The following is a 16900-nucleotide window of genomic DNA, read 5'->3' on the forward strand; positions in this document are numbered from 1 at the left end:
GCTGGAGGGCCGCTACTCGTCGTCCCTCGGCCGGTCCAGCGTGGTGCCCTGGTGAAGCGCGTCCTGGCCGAAGCGGGTCTTGATGCGGTCAATGGCATCGGCAAGCAGCCGCTGCTTCTCCCTGCCCCCGGCGTCGCTTGGCTGCTCACCGAACAGTGCAAGCTGCCGCGGCCGAGCCTCGAAGCCAGAGACGCTGACGCCGATGAGGCGAATCCTGTGACCCTTCATCGCCACGCGGCCGAGGTTGGCCGAGGCGATCTGGTAGATGGCCGCGGCGGCATCCACGGGAGTCTCCACCGTCGTCGCTCGAGTGAGCGTCGTGAAGTCTTCGAACCGTAGCTTGGTCGTGATGGTGCGTCCCCGGAGGCCGGCCCTCCGGAGGCGGAAGGCCACGCCCTCGCACAGCTCCATGAGGGTGGAGGCGAGCAGGCGGGGGTCGCGGGTGTCGTGCTCGAAGGTGTTCTCGTGGCCGATGGACTTGGCTTCGCCTGCGGCCTCGACGGGCCGGTCGTCGCGGCCGTGGGCGAGGTCCCACAGGTCTTCGCCCTGCTTGCCGAAGCGGCGGACGAGTTCCTCCCGCGGGCGGGCCGCGAGGTCGCCGATGGTCCGGATGCCGAGGCGGTCGAGGGCCTCCTGGGTGCGCCTGCCGACGCCCCAGAGCTTGCCGACGGGCAGCGGGCGGAGGAAGGCTTGGGCCTCGCCCGGCTCGACGATGACGAGGCCGCGGGGCTTCTGGAGGTCGGAGGCGATCTTGGCGACCATCTTGCACGGGGCGATGCCGATGGAGGCGGTGAGACGTGTCTCGGCCTCGATCCGCAGGCGGAGCCGTTCGCCTAGCGCCCGCTTCGTGCCGAAGAGGTGGAGCGACCGGGTGACGTCGAGGAACGCTTCGTCAATGCTCACCGGCTCGATGTCAGGGGTGAACTCCTCCAGGACGCGGAAGACCGCCTCGGATGCCTGTTCGTAGGCGTCCATCCGGACCGGGAGGTAGACGGCCTTGGGGCAACGACGCCAGGCTTCGCTGATGGGCATGGCGCTGCGGATGCCGAAGCAGCGGGCCTCGTAGGAGCAGGTGGAGACCACGCCGCGGCCCCGCCCGCCCTTGGGGTCGGCGCCGACCACGACGGGCTGCCCGCGCAGCTCGGGGCGGTCGCGCTGCTCGACGGCGGCGAAGAAGGCGTCCATATCGAGGTGGACGATGACGCGCTCGGCCATGCATGGCCCCACACGGGTGACGAACGTCGCGTTGAGGCCCGTCGCCTTGAGCTGGTCGAGGGTCGCGGCGATCGCCGTCCGCCTCGGCTCAGGCTGCTGGGCCTTGGGCAGGTCGCATCCTGCTGCACGGCCCCACCCGCTACAGTGCCGTGGACCCGCCGGCTTGGGCCCGAGCCCGCCGACGGCCGCCCCGTGACCCTGACTTTGGCCAGACGCACAAGGCATGTCGCCATTCGAGGAGAGAGCTACATTCGCCACGGCTGGCGCATGGCGCGGGAGCGCAGGCGATTCGCCTCCTCGTCGGCGGCGAACTCCTCGGTCGTCGGGTTCCACTTCAACGAGCGTCCCAGCCGGAACGCGATGATCGCCAGATGCCCGAGGGAAGCCGACCGGTGGCCGATCTCCTCGGAGGAACTGGGCTTGCGCCGCGTGCGGATGCACTCGAACCAGTTCGCATGGTGGTCGTTGGCGCCGGTCACCTCGCGGGTCGCCAGCTCCGCCTCCGCAAGGAGGCTCTCCGGGCCTGCCTCGATCGGCCCGCCGCCGTACATCGAGGTGATCCAGCCACGCTCGCCGACGAACAGGCCCCCGAAGTTCCCTGCCAGCCGGGCCGCCTTGGGCACCGCCTTGTAGACATCCGCGACCATGCCCCAGTGGTCCACGAGGTGGAGCAGCGTCCCATTGGCATACCGGAACGTGAGTGTGGGGAACTGCCCGTCGCTGGGATGGCAGACCTCAACCGGCCCGCTGGTCTCCATGCCCAGGGCATACTGCACCACATCGGCGCTGTGCGAGTGGTGCCAGGTGACCGAGGCGACGCCGTAGCCGTCGCAGAACGCCCACGGCACCACGCCGGGCCGAGGGTTGCGGTGATACTCGTGGTTGTAGGGCCGCCAGGGGCCTGGCCCGACCCACAGGTCCCAGTCGAGGCCCTGCGGCACGGGCTCGCCGGGCAGCCCTGCATCAACCGGCACGTACGCGCTGCCGAACATCGGGTGCAGCCGGCTCCAGAGCGTGAAGGCCGCGCGGACGCGGCCCAGCCCGCCCGCTCGGACAAACCCGCACACCGCGCGGATGGTCGGCATCGAGCGATACTGCGTCCCCGTCTGGAACACGCGGGCGAGCCGCCGCACCGTATCCGCCAGCTCGCGGCCCTCCTGGATCGTGATCGAGACGGGCTTCTCGCAGTAGACGTCCTTGCCCGCCTTGGCCGCGTCTACCGCCTGGAGCGCGTGCCAGTGATCGGGGGTGGCGATCACCACGGCGTCAATATCCGGCCGGTCGAGGACCTCGCGGTAGTCGTTGCAGGCCGCGCAGCCGCGGTGCGAGCCGCCCGCGTACCGGGCGGCGTAGGTCTCGTCCACGCGCTGCCTGCCCTCTTCGCGCCGCAGCCGATCCACGTCGCAGACGGCGCGGACGTGGAGGGCAGGGTTCCCGATTGCCCCGGCCAGGTGGCCCTGGCCCATCATCCCGTTGCCGATCAGCGCCAGGGTGAGCCGGTCGCTGGGCGCCACGGCGCCCTCCGCGCCCCGGGCCGAGGCGGGGATCAACGTCGGCGCGGCAGCCGCCGCCGAGAGCAAGGCGGTCCTGTGCAGGAACCTGCGGCGGGTCACGCAGCGATACCCTCTTGGCTTTTCGGGAGCCGCTTGCCCAACGCGACCCACGTCCACGCCATTTCGACCGACCGTTCCCACATCGGCCGACTGGCGTCCCATGGGCGTTCGCCCTCGAACAGCGAGCGGCTCAGCCTTGGCCTGGACTCCAATGATGTCGGGTCCGTCAGGATTCGTAACGTAGCTGGGATACATCATAGAGCGCAGCCTCTCTCCGCGCAACCCCGGAGGCTCCGACGTCGCCCGACAGCACGGGCACGGCCGCGGCGGCCCGCCGTTCCCGCCCGGGCCGCGTCCCGATTTTCTTGACAACGCCTCGCGCTCTGTGGTAGAAGGGTAGGGACGGGCTAGGGCCGGAGTGGCGAGGGCGACCTATGATCGGCCGACTCCTGAACCGGTGGAGAGAGGGCAAGGCGGCACAAACGATCGAGGGCGCGCTCCGCGGCGCGAAGCCGCCGGCAGAGGCCATCGCCGCTATCCGCGAACTGGGGGAGTGCGGCTCGCGCGCCTCGGTGCAAGTGCTGTGCCTGGCGTTCACCCATGGTCCGGAGGCTCTGCGTGCCGAGGCGCCCGCGGCTCTGGCCGCGGTGCACCAGCGCGAGCCCGACGAGCGCATCCTCAAGGCCCTCAACGAGGCCGTCCTCTCGGAGCAGCAGTCCCCGGCGGTACGCCAGGCGGCGATTGCGGCCCTCGCCCAGGTGGTGGATGCGCGCCGCGCCGGCGGCCTCGTGGAGCTGCTCAAGAGCGGGCGCACACCGTTGCCCGTGCGCACCGCGGCCGTGCAGGCCCTCAAACAGCTCCACTACGCCGAACTCGTCGAGCGCCTGGTCGAGAACTTCCTGCGCAGCCGCCAGGTGGACCCTCGGGGGGTGATGCACCAGTGGGTGGTCGAACAGCTCAAGGCCCTCGACGATCGCGAGAAGCTCACGAAGCTGAACGAGATCGCGCACGTGCGCCGCAAGCTGCGCTACTATGCCGTGAACCTCGACACCACCGACCCGGCGGCCATCGTGCACCTGATGGCCGAGGTGGACCCCGGCGAGGCCAAGCGGTTCCTCAGCCAGATGGCCGACGAGTCCACGCGGGTCATCTCCGCCGCCGCCATCGAGGCCCTTCAGGACATCCGCAAGCGGCAGCAGGAGGCCGACACCCAGGCGGCCAGCCAGGAGCATCGCACCCCGCCGCGCGGCCAGCGCCCGCCTCCCGCCCTGCCGGCACAGCCAAGCCGCACCTGACCTCGCCGCCTCCTCCCCGCGCGCGCCGCGGGCCGGCGGCACTCTCTGCCCACGCAAAGGAGTCCCCATGACGCGCCCCGTCCAGATCGGCATCGAGGAGTACCGCGACAAGGTCTTCGCCTGCTGGCTCGGCAAGAACATCGGCGGCACCCTCGGCGCGCCCTACGAGTGCAAGAAGGACGTCACACACCTGACGTTCTACGACCCCCTGCCCAGCAAGAGCGCGCCCAACGACGACCTCGACCTCCAGCTCGCCTGGCTCAAGTGCCTCGAGGACCGCGGCGTGCACATCACCTGCGGCGACCTGGCCGACTACTGGGTCGAGTTCCTCTCGGCCTACCCGTGGAACGAGTACGGCTTCTGCCGCCGCAACCTGGGCCGCGGCCTGCGGCCCCCCATCAGCGGCTGCTTCGAAAACTATTACATTGACGAAATGGGCTCGCCCATCCGCAGCGAAATCTGGGCCTGCATCGCCCCGGGCGATCCCCAGCTCGCCGCCGCCCTGGCCTGGCACGACGCCGTGCTCGACCACGCCGGCGGCGAAGGCGTCTACGGCGAAATGTTCTGGGCCGCCCTCGAGGCCGCCGCCTTCGTCGTCAGCGATCCGAAGACGCTTATCGCCATCGGCCTCAACATGATCCCCATCTGGAGCCGCATCTCGCGCGTCGTCCGCGACGCCGTGTGGTGCCACGACAACGCCGTGCCCTGGGCCGAGGCCCGCGAGCGCGTCCTCCGCTCGTTCGGCCACCACAACCCCTGCCACGCCCCGCAGAACCACGGCTTCACCGTCCTCGGCTGGCTCTACGGCGCCGACTTCGGCGACAAGCTGTGCAAGGCCGTCAACTGCGGCTACGACACCGACTGCACGGGCGCCACCCTCGGCTCGGTGCTCGGCATCCTGGGCGGCACGGCCGGCATCCCGAAGAAGTGGCGCGACCCCATCGGCGAGCAAATCGTGCTCCACAAGTTCACCGGCAACTGCGGCGCCCCGAAGGATATCGCCGAACTGACCCGCCGCACCGAGGCCGTGGCCAAGGCCATGCTGCCCGCCCGCTCCGATGCCGCCGAGTTCACCCGCACGACCCAGGCGCCCGCCGACGCCTCGGTGCTCTTCCGCAACGAGCAGGCCCTCAACGCCCTCGCCCGCGACCCCATGAGCGCCATCGAGCGGGTCGAGGGCTTCGACATCGCGCTGCACTACAACGGCGAGCCCGTGCTCCGCCCCGGCATTGCCAAGCGCATCTCGGTCGCAGTCACCCAGCCTTTGCCCGGGGAGGACGTCCCAATCGAGCTGGAGTCCGTCGGCCTGGAACTGCCGCAGGGTTGGACGATGGAGATCCCGAGCCCGCTGTCCCACGGCAATGATTTCATGCTTCGCGCCGATGAGCCGGCCGACCGCAACATCCTGCGCGTCACCGCCCGATGGGGCGGCAGGGAGGTGAGCGCCGACTTCACGATCCTCGGCCCGGGCGAGGCTCAGGGCTACCCGTGCAACGTCAACGTGCCGCGGTGCGAGAAGTGCGGCGCGCGCAAGGAAGCCTGCGTCTGCAAGGCGTGAAACGCTCTCCTCTCATTGACTTCCGACGGAGAACGGTGTTACATGAAGAGGCGGTGCGGTTTCCTTGGCGGGGCCCTCTGCTGCAAGGACATCCGGAGATGCACTCCTTAAGCCTCTCGCGGAGAGGTGCGTGGGCAATGGCCGCGGCGCTGGCTCTGGCCGCGCTGGCGGCCGAGGGCGCCGAGACGTGCCGCCTGGCCGGGCGCGTGGCCACAGCCGCGGGCGAGCCGCTGGGCGGCGTGACCGTGCGCTTCTCGAACGGCCTGCCCGCGCAGACGACCGACTCGTCGGGCGCCTTCGAGACCGTGGCCCCCGCCGACGGAACGCGCTGCACGGTGACCCCCAGCAAGCGCGGCTGGGAGTTCACCCCTGCCGAACGCAGCGTGTGGCTCTCGGGCGACGAGGCGGAAGCGAGTTTCCGCGCCGCACCCGCCGGCCGCGAGAAGACCAAGTCCAAGGACGGCGACTCGTGGACGAACGCGGTCGAGCTGGTGATGGACGGCCCGACCAAGACCGGCGACATCTGGTACGGCAGCGCCCAGAACTGGTTCTACTTCAAGGTCGTCACCGCCGGCACCTACATCGTCGAGTCGTGGCCGGGCACCCTCACCGACAACTACATCTGGCTCTACAACAGCAGCCTGAAGGTCATCGCGGCCGACGACGACAGCGGGGAGGGCCTCATGGCCAAGATCACCCGCACCCTCAGCGCCGGCACCTACTACGTCCTCGTCCAAGGCTACTCGTGGTCCCTCTCGGGCACCTACACCATCGGGGTCCGCACCCCCGGCCCCACGCTGTCGAACTTCGCCATCAACGGCGGCGCCCTGGCCACGCTGACCCCACAGGTGACGCTGAACCACGTGGCGCAGGGCACGCCCGCCCAGTTCATGGCCAGCGAGTCCCCCACCTTCGCCGGCGCGGCCTGGACCCCCTACGTCGCGAACCCGCCCTTCACCCTGTCGGCCGGCAACGAGACGAAGACAGTGTACCTGAAGGTGCGCGATGCCAACAACCGCGAGTCGAACGTGCTATCGGACTCCATCCTGCTCAACGAGCCCATCCCCGTGGAACTGACGGTGAACGCGCCGCCCACCCTGGGCAACCTGTGGCCGGCCGGGGACCTGGACTGGTTCTACTTCACGGCCGCGGCGCCGGGCATGTACACGATCGAGACCTGGGCGGGCTCGCTCACCGACAACGTCATGGGCCTCTACCAGGGCGATCAGGCGACCCTGATCGCCACCGACGACAACAGCGGCGAGGGCGGGCGCATGGCCCGCATCGTCCGCATCCTCGCGCCCGGCACCTACTTCATCCGCGTCGTGCCCCTCAAAGCGAAGAAGACCGGCACCTATCTGATCCGCGTGATGACGGGCGAGCCGCAGCTCACGGTCCTCAACCCGTACGGCGATCCGACGGCGAACACCGCCGCCGCCGTGGGCAACTCGGAGGTCGTCTTCTCGGCCAGGATTCCCGCCACGCTGGAGGTCGCCTGCTCGTTCGCCGTCAACGCGCCCGCGGTGCCCGACCTCGCCAACAAGGTGCGCGTCTGCATCAGCCCCGTCGGAGGCTCCGCCCTCCAGTGGATGGCCGGGAAGAAGACGCCCTCGCCCTGGACCGGCTCGGCCGCCGGCCAGCCTGCCGGCGCCCACGCCGCCATGGGCAAAGCCCTCTTCAACCCGAAGACGGGCCGCTACGAGGCCAAAGCCGTCTTCACCGGCCTGCCCGCGAACAACGCGGACTTCGGGCCGAAGACGATCTGGGTGCAGATCGTGGACGGCGCGAACGTGATCGGCACCGCGCAGCAGCCCATCGAGGTCTTCTATCCCAGGCTTGTCACCAACAACGCGGGCGCGGGGCCGGACCGAGGCCCCAACTGGTTCTACTTCTGGAAAACCGGCAACGTGTGCGGCGCCACCACCGGCTGGCAGTACCTGCGGGGCCGCAGCTACGGCGTCTACTACCCGGGCGAAGACCACGTGAACGTCCGCGACGCCGCGCCCACGCGGAACTCCGGGCCGGAAACCTATCGCAACGACTTCGGCTCCAGCGTCACCGTGACGGGCCAGGGCGTCGGCCCGCAGTGCTGCACCGAAGTGATCGCCCACGAGTTCCAGCACAAGTGGTTCTACGACAACTGGGACGCGCTGATCGCCGCGGCCGAGGCCGACGGCGAGAACAACGGCGACGACTACGACGACCCCGACGACGACGGCATCCCCAACCTCTTCGAGCCCGGCTTCCTCGGCATCGCCACCGACCCCAACGACCCGGACACGTTCAACATGGGCGGAAGCTACAGCTCCTACGGCGACGAGGAGCTCCGCTGCCGCAAGGTCGAGCTGGCCCCCGGCCTCACCGCCGACCCCGCCGCCGACTGGGCCTTCCCCGGCAGCAACTCGTACCCGCGATACGGGGGAAACTGACCCTGAGCCGCTCACGGACCCGCTTCTGCGCCGCACTGGCCGCGGCGTGTGCGGCCGCCTGCGCGGGCGCCTTCGCCCAGAACGCCGCCGACCCGCGCCGCCTCTACGACGCCTTCGAGGCCCTCAACACGCCCGAGAACCTCGAGCGCCGCTTCGTGGGCGGCCAGCCGCCCGAGTTCATCATCCAGCAGACGGCGCTGCTCCAGACCCTTGCCGCGCTGCCGCCCGCCGACGCCGTGCCCGCGCTGCTTCGCATCGCCGCCGAGCACCTGCGGCGTCTCGAGGCCCTGGGCGAGGTGCGGCTGCGCCAGTCGCCCCTCCAGGCCCTTCAAGTGCCGCTCGTGGATGCCCTGAGCCGCCACCTGGCGAACCGGGACGCGCGCGCCGCCCTCGACGGCCTCGCGGCCTCGCCGTTCCTCAAGGAGTATGCCCGCGGCCGCGCGCTCGACGCCCTGGCCGCGCAGCGGCTCGCCGAGATCGCCGAGGCCGACGACCCGCGCGGCGAGCAGCGCGCCCGGGCGCTGCTCGACACGCTGGCCGGCAAGCTCACCCTCGCCGAACTCCTCCACGCGCCCGCGCGGGTGCGGTCGCTGGCCCGGCGGGCGCCCGCCCTCGGCGGCGAATGCTGGGCCGCCCTGGCGGCCGCGGCCGACACGCCGGCCAGGCGCTACGCCGCCGATGCCGCCCTCGCGCTCGCCTGCGCGCAGGGCGAGGGCGCCGGCAAGCCCGTCCCGGCCGCCGACCGCGACCTGCTCGTCGCGGCCGCCGGGCGCTGGCTCCAGGAGTACCGGCCCGTCGTGGCCAGGGAGAAATACCCGAGCGACCTGCTGGGCCAGGCTCTCACGCTCCTCGGCGCCCGCCCCGGCTATGAGGCCCTCGCCAAGGCCCTGCGCGACGCCGGCCTGCCGCCCGCGCCGTGACCGCCGAGCCCTCTCGGGCAGGAGGCCGCCATGTCCAAAGTCAGCGTCATCGGGGTCGGCGACGTCGGCGCCACCGTGGCCTACACGCTCCAGATGTCGGGCCTCGCCACCGAGATCGTGCTCTCGGACGTGGACCAGGCGCGGGCCCGTGGCCACGCGATGGACATGAGCCACGGGCTCTTCTTCGTGCCGCCCGTGGCGATCCGCGCCGGGGGCTACGCCGAGTGCGCCGGCTCGCAGGCCATCGTCCTCACTGCCGGCGCGCGCCAGAAGCCGGGCGAGACCCGGCTGGAGCTGACCCGGCGCAACGCCGCCATCTGCCGCTCGATCGTGGACGGCTTGAAGCCCCACCTCGGCGAGGCCGTGCTGCTGGTCGTGTCGAATCCCGTGGACGTGATGACTCACGTAGCGCTGGAGCGCTCGGGCCTGGCGCCCGGCCGCGTGTTCGGCTCGGGCACGGTGCTCGACTCGGCCCGCTTCCGCTACGAGCTGAGCCGCACCTGCCGCGTGGACGCGCGCAACGTGCACGCCTACGTGGTGGGCGAGCACGGCGACAGCGAGGTGTTCCTCTGGAGCCAGGTGCACATTGCCGGCACGCCGCTCGAGGCGTTCTGCGAAGGCTGCGGCCACGCCTGCGTGCCGGGCGATCCCACGGCGTCGCTGGCCGCCGCCAGGGCCGCCATCGAGCGGAGCGTGCGCGAGTCCGCCTATCACATCATCGAGAGCAAGGGCTTCACCAACTATGCCGTCAGCCTCGCCATCCTGCGCATCCTGGGCGCGCTGCTGCGCGACGAGAGCAGCGTGCTCACCGTCTCCACGCGTGTCGAGGGCGAGTACGGCCTGCGCGGCGTATGCCTGAGCGTGCCGTGCGTGGTGGGGCGGGGGGGCGTCCGGCGCATCGTCGAGAGCCGCCTCGCCGACGGCGAGCAGGCGGCCCTGGCCCGTTCGGCCGGCGTCATCCGCGAGGCGATGGAAGGGATCGCGGCGGGCCGCTGAGGGTGTCTTGCGGCCGGCCGCGGTTGTGGTATAATCCCTGTGTCAGGGAGAGGACGGCTGGGACCAACCTGTTGGGAGCGCGGGCGATGCAACGAGAGTTCAGCGTGATCATCGAGCGCGACGAGGATGGATATTACGTAGCCAGCGTGCCAGAGCTGCGGGGATGCCACACCCAGGCGAGGTCGCTGGACGCGCTCATGAAACGGACGCGAGAGGCGATCGAGCTGTGTCTGGAGGTCGAGGGGGAGGCGGAGGCGCTCCCGCAGTTCGTGGGCGTACAGCGCATCACGGTGGGGTCATGAGCAAGCTCCCACGCCTCCGCGGCCGGCAGGTGATCGCCGCGCTGCGCCGGGCAGGCTTCGAGGTGATTCGGACCCGTGGGAGCCACCATTTTCTTCGGCATCCCGACGGCCGGGGCACTGTGGTGCCCGTTCATGCAGGCGAGGACATTGGCCGGGGCATGCTTCGGAAGATTCTGGCCGACACCGAATTGACCGCGGACGAGTTTGCTGCCCTTCTATAGCTCCGCCCCGCTCGCCACCTCATTTGACTCGCCTTCATGCCGCGGTACAATGGCGGCACAGGGTTGTGCTGCATCGTGTTCACACCTCAGGAGGCCCCGCCATCGCCCGCTTCACGATCATCGGCGAACGCATCAACATGACCCGCAAGAGCATCCGCGAACGGGTGTTCGCCCGCGACGCCGCCTTCATCGCGGCCCAGGCGAAGAAGCAACAGGCCGCCGGCGCCACGCACATTGACGTCAACGCCGGCGGCGACCCGGCCCGCGAGGTCGCCGACATGGCCTGGCTCACCGAGGTCGTGGCCGAGGCTACCGATCTGCCGCTCTCGTTCGACTCCACCAATCCCAAGGCCCTCGAGAAGGGCCTGCGCCTGTGCAACCGCCCGGGCACGATCATCAACTCGATCACGGGCGAGAAGGACCGCCTGAAGCACATCCTGCCCCTCGTGAAAAAGCACAAGACGGGCGTGGTGGCGCTCACGATGGATGATAGCGGCATGCCGGAGGACCTGGAGGGCCGCGTGGCTCTCACCCGCACGATCGCCGCGGCCGTGCAGGCCAAGGGCATCGGCCTCGACCGCGTGTACTTCGACCACCTGGTGCGCCCCGCCTCGACCAACCCCGGCCAGGCCCGCCACATTCTCGAAGCCATCCGCATCACGCGGGCCGAGTTCCCCGAGGCCCACATCGCCCTGGGCCTCTCGAACGTCTCCTACGGCCTGCCGAACCGCAACAACCTGAACCGCGCGTTCCTCGCCATGCTCGTGGCCGCGGGCGCCGACGGCGCCATCATTGACCCCTGCGAGGAGGGGATGATCACCACCCTGCTCTCGGCCCGCGCGGCGCTGGGACTCGACGAGTTCTGCATGGAATACATCACGGCCTATCGCGAGGGGAAGCTGGGGGAGAAGAAGGACGCGTGACCCGTGACGCGTGACGCGTGATGCAGACGCCCTGGAATCGCGGCTACGTGCAGCTCTACACCGGCGACGGCAAGGGCAAGACCACGGCCGCGCTGGGCCTGGCGCTGCGCGCGGCCGGGCACGGGCTGCGCAGCTACATCGGCCAGTTCGTCAAAGGACGGCCCAGCGGCGAGCACGAGGCTGTCCGGCGCCTCGGCGGCCTCATCACCATCGAGCTGTACGGCAGCGGCAGGTTCCTGAGCCGCGCGCAGCCGCCCGACCCCGCCGAAGCGGCCCGCGCCCGCGAGGGACTGGCGCGCGCGCGTGCCGCTATGCTCTCGGGCGACTACCGCATCGTGGTCCTCGACGAGGTGTGCGTGGCCATCCGCCTCGGCCTGCTCTCGGTGGCGGAGGTCCTGGGAGTCATCCGCGAGAAGCCGGAAGCGGTTGAGCTGGTCCTTACCGGTGGCGACCCGCCCTTTGAGCTCGCCGAGGCGGCCGACCTGGTGACGGACATGCTCTGCGGCAAGCACTACTTTCGCAAAGGCGTCGAGGCGCGCGAGGGGATCGAGGAATGAGTGCGTCAATCCGTTCCTGGCTTCCTGCCTTCCTTATCGCCTCTTCTTCCTTCGCCTTCGCGGCCGATGCGAGAGCAGTGGCCGACGCGATCCGGGCCGAGGCCACGCGGCCCAACGACGGCCCCGAGGGCCGCCCGCTGCCCCTGGCGACCCACTGGTGCACAGGCTCGCACCCGCGCTCGGAGGGCCTGGCCCCCCGCCACCAGATGCGCCTGATCGAGGAGGGGCACCACCTGCTCCCCTGGTTCGCCCACCCGCCCCTCGAACCGCAAACCTCGCCCGAGGCGAGCAAGCGGTTCGGCGACTACTACGAGGCGCCGCTCAAGCGCGCCGCCGAGCTGAAGCTGCCGCTGTGCCTCAAGGCCACGCAGTGGGAGAGCCTGCTCTCGGCCGAGCCGTACCTCAGCCTCCCGCCCGAGAAGAACCCCAACGTGGTGACGCCCGAGGGCAAGGTGCGCAAGATGGTGTGCCCCTTCGGCCCCGTGGAGCCGTGGGCCGAGGTCGGCCGCAAATGGACCGACAATGAGCCGCTCAAGCAGCTCCAGGCCTGGTACCCCGACCCGCCCTTCGTGATGTTCCTGTCGAACAACGAGCACGCCGACCTGCGCTGGCACAAGGCCGAGGAGTCGCAGCGCTACCTCGACGAGTACGGGAAGGGCAGGGACGACGATTTCAAGCGCCGCGTGGTGGCCGACGGCTGGATCGAGCGCTACCGCGCGCTCCAGAGGGGCATGCGCGAGGGCCTCGCCAACGCCACGTGGCGCGACAAGGCCCTCTTCGTGGGCTACGGGGCCTTCGGCCCCGACCACTTCGGCCGATGGGGCGGGTGGCCCAACTACTCGCTCCACTCCAAAGGCCGCATCAGCCCCTATCCGCTCATGTGGGACGGCGGCAGCCCGTCCTACTACACCCACGACTGGAACCCGAGCCGCGACCACACGGTGTGGAGCCCGCAGCTCGAGTTCATGAACCTGGTCTTCATGCAACGCGAGGCGTGGAAGCTGAACCCCAGGTTCTGGTTCGAGTTCTCGGTCTGGGACGGCTATAGCGGCGCGGAGAGCGAGAAGAAGCGGCCCTCGCCCCGGATGCTCTACCGCCTGAAGGGGCAGACGTACGACCCCGCCCGCTACGGCGGCTTCGTGCAGTTCGGCATGTGGCTGCTGCGCCCGCGGGCCGTGCGCGAGTTCCGCGGCTGGACCTTCCCGAGCGAGGAGGCGCTGCCTTACTTCATGGCCATCGTCGAGGCCGTGGACCGCGTGCACGCGAGCGACACGCTGCGGCGGTTCTGGCGCACGGGCGAGCTGGTGCCCAACCGCGCCCGCAAGCACCACTATCAGGCCGGCATCCCCGACGAGTGGAAGGACGAGGATCGCTGGTTCCTCCTCGACGCCAGCGTGAACCCGCAGGAGTTCCCCTGGGACCTGCACTGGGACATCCCGGTCTTCTCGCTCGCGCTGGTGATGGGCCAGGCCCCCGAGCGGCAATGGCTCGTCTACGCCCACTCGCCCGTCCAGGAGCGCAAGGGTGTGAAGCTCACGATTCCCGGCTACCAGCCGATCACGGTTGACACGGCGCCCGCCGGTTCGTTTCATTTGGTGGATGAGAAGTCTGGACGCGTCGAACTGGTGAAGTGAGGAGCGGAGGCATGGTCAGCTTCGGCATCATCGGCTGCGGGGGCATGGGACGGCACCACACGAAGTCGCTCCAGGCCATCGAGGGGGCGCGGGTGCTGGCGTGCGCGGACGCGGACGCGGGGGCGGCGCACGAGCTGGCGCAGGCCTGCAACGTGCCCGAGGCCTGCGACGACTACCGCCACCTGCTGGACCACGAGGACATTGACGGGGTGTTCGTGTGCACGCCGACGTTTACCCACCGCGAGATCGTGGTGGCCGCGGCCCAGGCGGGGAAGCAGGTTTTCTGCGAGAAGCCGCTCGCCCTCACCGTGGGCGACTGCCAGGCCATGCTCGACGCCTGCCGCGCCGCGGGCGTGCAGCTCATGGTCGGCTTCGTGCGCCGCTTCGACCACCATTGGGGCAAGGTGCGCGAACTCATCCAGGCGGGCGCCATCGGCCGCCCCGTCGTCTGGCGCCAGTGCAACGCCGGCTCCTGCCCGAAGTCGCCCTGGTACATGTACAAGGACCAAGGCGCCGGGCCGCTGATGGATGGTGCGGTGCACACCTACGACTTCGCGCGCCACATCTACGGGGACGCCGCGGCCGTGTGGGCCGACATGACCCGGCTGCGCCGCGACCGCACGGCGTGGGACACAGGGACCGCGGCCATCCGATTCCGGGCCGGCGACGACCTGGTGCTCTCGTGGTCATGGGGCCTGCCGGGCGGCGTGAGCGGCGGCTCGATCCTCGACGTGCTCGGTCCCGATGGCGTGCTGCTCTTTACCGCGCCGCCCGACAAGCTGCCCGCCGGCTGTCCGCCCGAAGAATACGGCGCCATCTCCATCGTGCGCGAGGGCGGGGCGACCGAGGTGGCGCCCTTCCGCAAGAACAACATGTTCGCCGACATGGTGCGGGCCTACGTGAACGCCCTCACCGACGGCCAGCCCGTGCCGATCCCGGGCGAACACGGCCTGAAGGCCACCGAGATCGCCTGCGCCGTGTTCGCCTCCAGCGAAGGCCGCAGGTGCGTGGAACTCCCCTGAGGCGAGAAGGCACAGGAGCCGGGTCCGAGTGCCATGGACATCACGGACTGAATGGACGAGGATCGGCTGAAGGAATGTCCATTTCGTCCATCATGTCCATCTCGTCCAGCATGTCCAGCCATGCTCAGCAGCCCAGTCCTGGTTGCAGGCGCTGGCCCCCTTTGGAGGATGACTAGATGGCTATGGGCTTCGGGATGATGGAACTCCTGATGGCGCTGCTGAGCGGCGGCGGCTGGGGAAACGATCTGCTCGACTACCTGCCGACGAGCGCCTACTGGAAAGCCAAGGGCGTCGCCGTCTCCGTCGAGCGAATGGTGCCCGAGCTGGCAGCCAGCGAACCGGGCGACCTGGCGCCGCTCATCCGCGATCTGGGCGCCCAGCAGTACGAGACGCGCGAGGCGGCCACCGCGAAGCTCCGCGCTGCCGGCCCCGTCGCCATCCCCGCGCTCAGGAAGGCCGCCGAGGCCGACGACCCCGAGGTGCGCGCCCGCGCCCGCGAGATTCTCGAGGGCCTCTCGGGCGGCGCGCAGGCCCTCGCGGTCCGGCGTCTCATGGCCATCCGCACGCTCGGCGAGCTCGGGAAGCCCGAGGCCGTGCCCGCGCTCCGAGCGCTGCTGGAGTCGAAGGAGCCCTTCGTGGCCGACTACGCGGCCCGCGCCATCGCCCTCCTCGAGGGCAAACCTCACGAACGGCCCCAGGCCACAAAGGAACAGGCGTGGAGCGACGTGTGCCTGCTGCCCGCCAACTGCGGCATCGTGGCCCAGGTGCGCATGCCGGCCGGCCAGGCCGCCTCGTTTGAAGAAGTGCTCAAGAAGGTGCTACCCACCCTGCCGATGGGGCAGGACGCGGAGCGGGCCCTCGGCGAACTCACCCAAGCCGTCGCCGCCCTGGCCGAGCGGATCGGGAACGTGCGCTTGGACACCTTGACCGTCGGCGTCTCGGACGACTTGGGCGGGCGTTCGGGCAGTGTCGTGCTGGTGGCCCGCGGCCTCTACGACGCCCAGGCGGCCGCAGCGACGCTCAAGCAGATGAACGTGCGCACGGTGAACGTGGCCGGCGTAGAGGCGTTCCAGCCGGAGAGCGAGGTGCGCCTCATCCTGGCCTCGAACGAGCGGTTCATCTTCACCGCCGGCGCCAGCCCCGAGCAACTTCCCGGCGAGCAACTGGCCGCGGCACTCAAGAACCCGCCCGAGAAGCCGGCCCTGAGCTCTGCGATGCTCCAGCTCATCAAGGCCCTCGACCCCGCGTCGCCCGCCTGGGTCGCCGTGACGATGAGCGACGCCTACCGCCAGGCGCCCTTTCTCGCGCCCTTCGACACCATCGCGGCCATGGGCAAGCCCGCCGAGGGCGGCGTGTTCGCCATCACCGTCACGGCCGCGGGCAAGGACCCCGAGGCCGTCAAGCAGGCCGCGGCCACCATCGAGGGCGGCGTCAAGCAGGGCCTGGCCGAGATCAAACGCGAGGCGGAGCGCATGGTCTTCCTGAAGCCCATCGCGGAGTTCATGGAGAGCATCCGCATCGAGGCGGCCGGCGCCAGGGCCACGCTCACCGCGAAGATGAAGGGCCAGGGCAGCGCGCTCCTGATGCCGATGATGGTGCTCTTCGGCTTCCGGGTGTCGGCCGTGGCCCCCGACATGCACGAGGGCCCGATGGAGGCCGTGCCGGTACCGCAGTGAGCAGGCTCGTGCGCGCCTTCTACGCCCGTCCCGCGCTCGACGTGGCCCGCGAACTGGTGGGCCTGGTGCTCGTGCGCCGCGCGCCCGACGGGGCCGTCGCCGGGCGCATCGTCGAGGTCGAGGCCTACATCGGCAGCGAAGACAAGGCCTGCCACGCCTCGCGCGGCCGCACGGCCCGCAACGCAGTCATGTTCGGCCCGGCCGGCCACGCCTACATCTACTTCGTCTACGGCATGCACTGGTGCCTGAACTTCGTCACCGACGGCGAGGGCGTGCCCTCCGCCGTGCTGCTGCGCGCCGTGGAGCCGGTCGAGGGCATCGAGCGGATGCGGAGCCGACGGCCCAAGGTCCGAAAAGACCAGCAACTTACCAGCGGCCCGGCCCGCGTGTGCCAGGCATTCGCCCTTACCGGCGCGCTCAACGGCGCCGACCTGTGCGCGCCCGACGCGGTGCTCTTCGTCGAGGACCGCGGCCTGGGCCACGGCCCCATCGTCGCCCGGCCACGCGTGGGCGTGGGCTATGCCGGCGAATGGGCGCTCAAGCCGTTCCGCCTCTATGATGCCGACAGCCCGTTCGTCTCGGTCAAGTAGCGCCTGGGA

General features: G+C 70.4%; 15 protein-coding genes. 13 read left to right on the top strand and 2 right to left on the bottom strand.

Translation table 11 applies throughout. The features are described from left to right. Positions 1-12 precede the first annotated feature (12 nt). Entirely contained in the window at positions 13-1215 is a 1203-nt protein-coding gene (locus PLE19_00055) for a DNA polymerase IV (protein HPD13307.1), read from the bottom strand. A gap of 245 nt (positions 1216-1460) precedes the next feature. Next, complete coding sequence (locus tag PLE19_00060; GenBank protein HPD13308.1) at positions 1461-2828, bottom strand: Gfo/Idh/MocA family oxidoreductase; 1368 nt, start codon at positions 2826-2828, stop codon at positions 1461-1463. A gap of 374 nt (positions 2829-3202) precedes the next feature. Between PLE19_00060 and PLE19_00065 the strand changes: the two genes are divergently transcribed. From PLE19_00065 to PLE19_00125, 13 genes are all read left to right on the top strand, one after another. Then, complete coding sequence (locus PLE19_00065; protein HPD13309.1) at positions 3203-4063, top strand: HEAT repeat domain-containing protein; 861 nt, start codon at positions 3203-3205, stop codon at positions 4061-4063. Between the two features lie 67 nt (positions 4064-4130). Next, entirely contained in the window at positions 4131-5621 is a 1491-nt protein-coding gene (locus tag PLE19_00070) for an ADP-ribosylglycohydrolase family protein (protein HPD13310.1), read from the top strand. Positions 5622-5758: 137 nt separating this feature from the next. Then, on the top strand, positions 5759-8050 hold the full coding sequence (locus PLE19_00075) for a PPC domain-containing protein (protein HPD13311.1): 2292 nt from the start codon (positions 5759-5761) through the stop codon (positions 8048-8050). A 155-nt stretch (positions 8051-8205) separates the two neighbouring features. Continuing rightward, entirely contained in the window at positions 8206-8970 is a 765-nt protein-coding gene (locus tag PLE19_00080; protein ID HPD13312.1) for a hypothetical protein, read from the top strand. 30 nt (positions 8971-9000) lie between these two features. Beyond that, on the top strand, positions 9001-9966 hold the full coding sequence (locus PLE19_00085) for an L-lactate dehydrogenase (protein HPD13313.1): 966 nt from the start codon (positions 9001-9003) through the stop codon (positions 9964-9966). Between the two features lie 86 nt (positions 9967-10052). After that, positions 10053-10268 carry a type II toxin-antitoxin system HicB family antitoxin gene (locus PLE19_00090; protein HPD13314.1) on the top strand — a complete coding sequence of 72 codons (216 nt, stop codon included), beginning with the start codon at positions 10053-10055 and terminating at the stop codon, positions 10266-10268. After that, entirely contained in the window at positions 10265-10489 is a 225-nt protein-coding gene (locus PLE19_00095; protein HPD13315.1) for a type II toxin-antitoxin system HicA family toxin, read from the top strand. Before PLE19_00090 ends, PLE19_00095 begins: the two co-directional genes overlap by 4 nt. 65 nt (positions 10490-10554) lie before the next feature. Next, complete coding sequence (locus tag PLE19_00100; protein ID HPD13316.1) at positions 10555-11412, top strand: dihydropteroate synthase; 858 nt, start codon at positions 10555-10557, stop codon at positions 11410-11412. A 20-nt stretch (positions 11413-11432) separates the two neighbouring features. After that, a complete protein-coding gene (locus PLE19_00105) occupies positions 11433-11969 on the top strand; it encodes a cob(I)yrinic acid a,c-diamide adenosyltransferase (GenBank protein ID HPD13317.1) in 537 nt (178 codons plus the stop codon). Beyond that, positions 11966-13603 (top strand): hypothetical protein, encoded by a 1638-nt coding sequence (locus PLE19_00110; protein ID HPD13318.1) that lies wholly within the window; start codon positions 11966-11968, stop codon positions 13601-13603. Before PLE19_00105 ends, PLE19_00110 begins: the two co-directional genes overlap by 4 nt. An 11-nt stretch (positions 13604-13614) precedes the next feature. Beyond that, on the top strand, positions 13615-14625 hold the full coding sequence (locus PLE19_00115) for a Gfo/Idh/MocA family oxidoreductase (protein HPD13319.1): 1011 nt from the start codon (positions 13615-13617) through the stop codon (positions 14623-14625). A 176-nt stretch (positions 14626-14801) separates the two neighbouring features. After that, positions 14802-16301, top strand: a complete 1500-nt coding sequence (locus PLE19_00120; GenBank protein ID HPD13320.1) for a hypothetical protein — start codon at positions 14802-14804, stop codon at positions 16299-16301. After that, positions 16298-16891, top strand: coding sequence for a DNA-3-methyladenine glycosylase (locus PLE19_00125; GenBank protein ID HPD13321.1), 594 nt, complete (start codon positions 16298-16300; stop codon positions 16889-16891). Before PLE19_00120 ends, PLE19_00125 begins: the two co-directional genes overlap by 4 nt. The last annotated feature ends 9 nt before the right edge of the window (positions 16892-16900 follow it).

This window comes from Planctomycetota bacterium, assembly GCA_035384565.1.
GTDB lineage: Bacteria > Planctomycetota > PUPC01 > DSUN01 > DSUN01 > DAOOIT01.

What these genes read in the sequence shown, in the direction of transcription:
- PLE19_00120 (HPD13320.1), top strand. Translation starts at nt 14,802, where the DNA reads ATGGCTATGGGCTTCGGGATGATGGAACTCCTGATGGCGCTGCTGAGC.
- PLE19_00105 (HPD13317.1), top strand. Translation starts at nt 11,433, where the DNA reads ATGCAGACGCCCTGGAATCGCGGCTACGTGCAGCTCTACACCGGCGAC.
- PLE19_00110 (HPD13318.1), top strand. Translation starts at nt 11,966, where the DNA reads ATGAGTGCGTCAATCCGTTCCTGGCTTCCTGCCTTCCTTATCGCCTCT.
- PLE19_00065 (HPD13309.1), top strand. Translation starts at nt 3,203, where the DNA reads ATGATCGGCCGACTCCTGAACCGGTGGAGAGAGGGCAAGGCGGCACAA.
- PLE19_00115 (HPD13319.1), top strand. Translation starts at nt 13,615, where the DNA reads ATGGTCAGCTTCGGCATCATCGGCTGCGGGGGCATGGGACGGCACCAC.
- PLE19_00070 (HPD13310.1), top strand. Translation starts at nt 4,131, where the DNA reads ATGACGCGCCCCGTCCAGATCGGCATCGAGGAGTACCGCGACAAGGTC.
- PLE19_00085 (HPD13313.1), top strand. Translation starts at nt 9,001, where the DNA reads ATGTCCAAAGTCAGCGTCATCGGGGTCGGCGACGTCGGCGCCACCGTG.
- PLE19_00095 (HPD13315.1), top strand. Translation starts at nt 10,265, where the DNA reads ATGAGCAAGCTCCCACGCCTCCGCGGCCGGCAGGTGATCGCCGCGCTG.
- PLE19_00055 (HPD13307.1), bottom strand. Translation starts at nt 1,215, where the DNA reads ATGGCCGAGCGCGTCATCGTCCACCTCGATATGGACGCCTTCTTCGCC.
- PLE19_00075 (HPD13311.1), top strand. Translation starts at nt 5,759, where the DNA reads ATGGCCGCGGCGCTGGCTCTGGCCGCGCTGGCGGCCGAGGGCGCCGAG.
- PLE19_00090 (HPD13314.1), top strand. Translation starts at nt 10,053, where the DNA reads ATGCAACGAGAGTTCAGCGTGATCATCGAGCGCGACGAGGATGGATAT.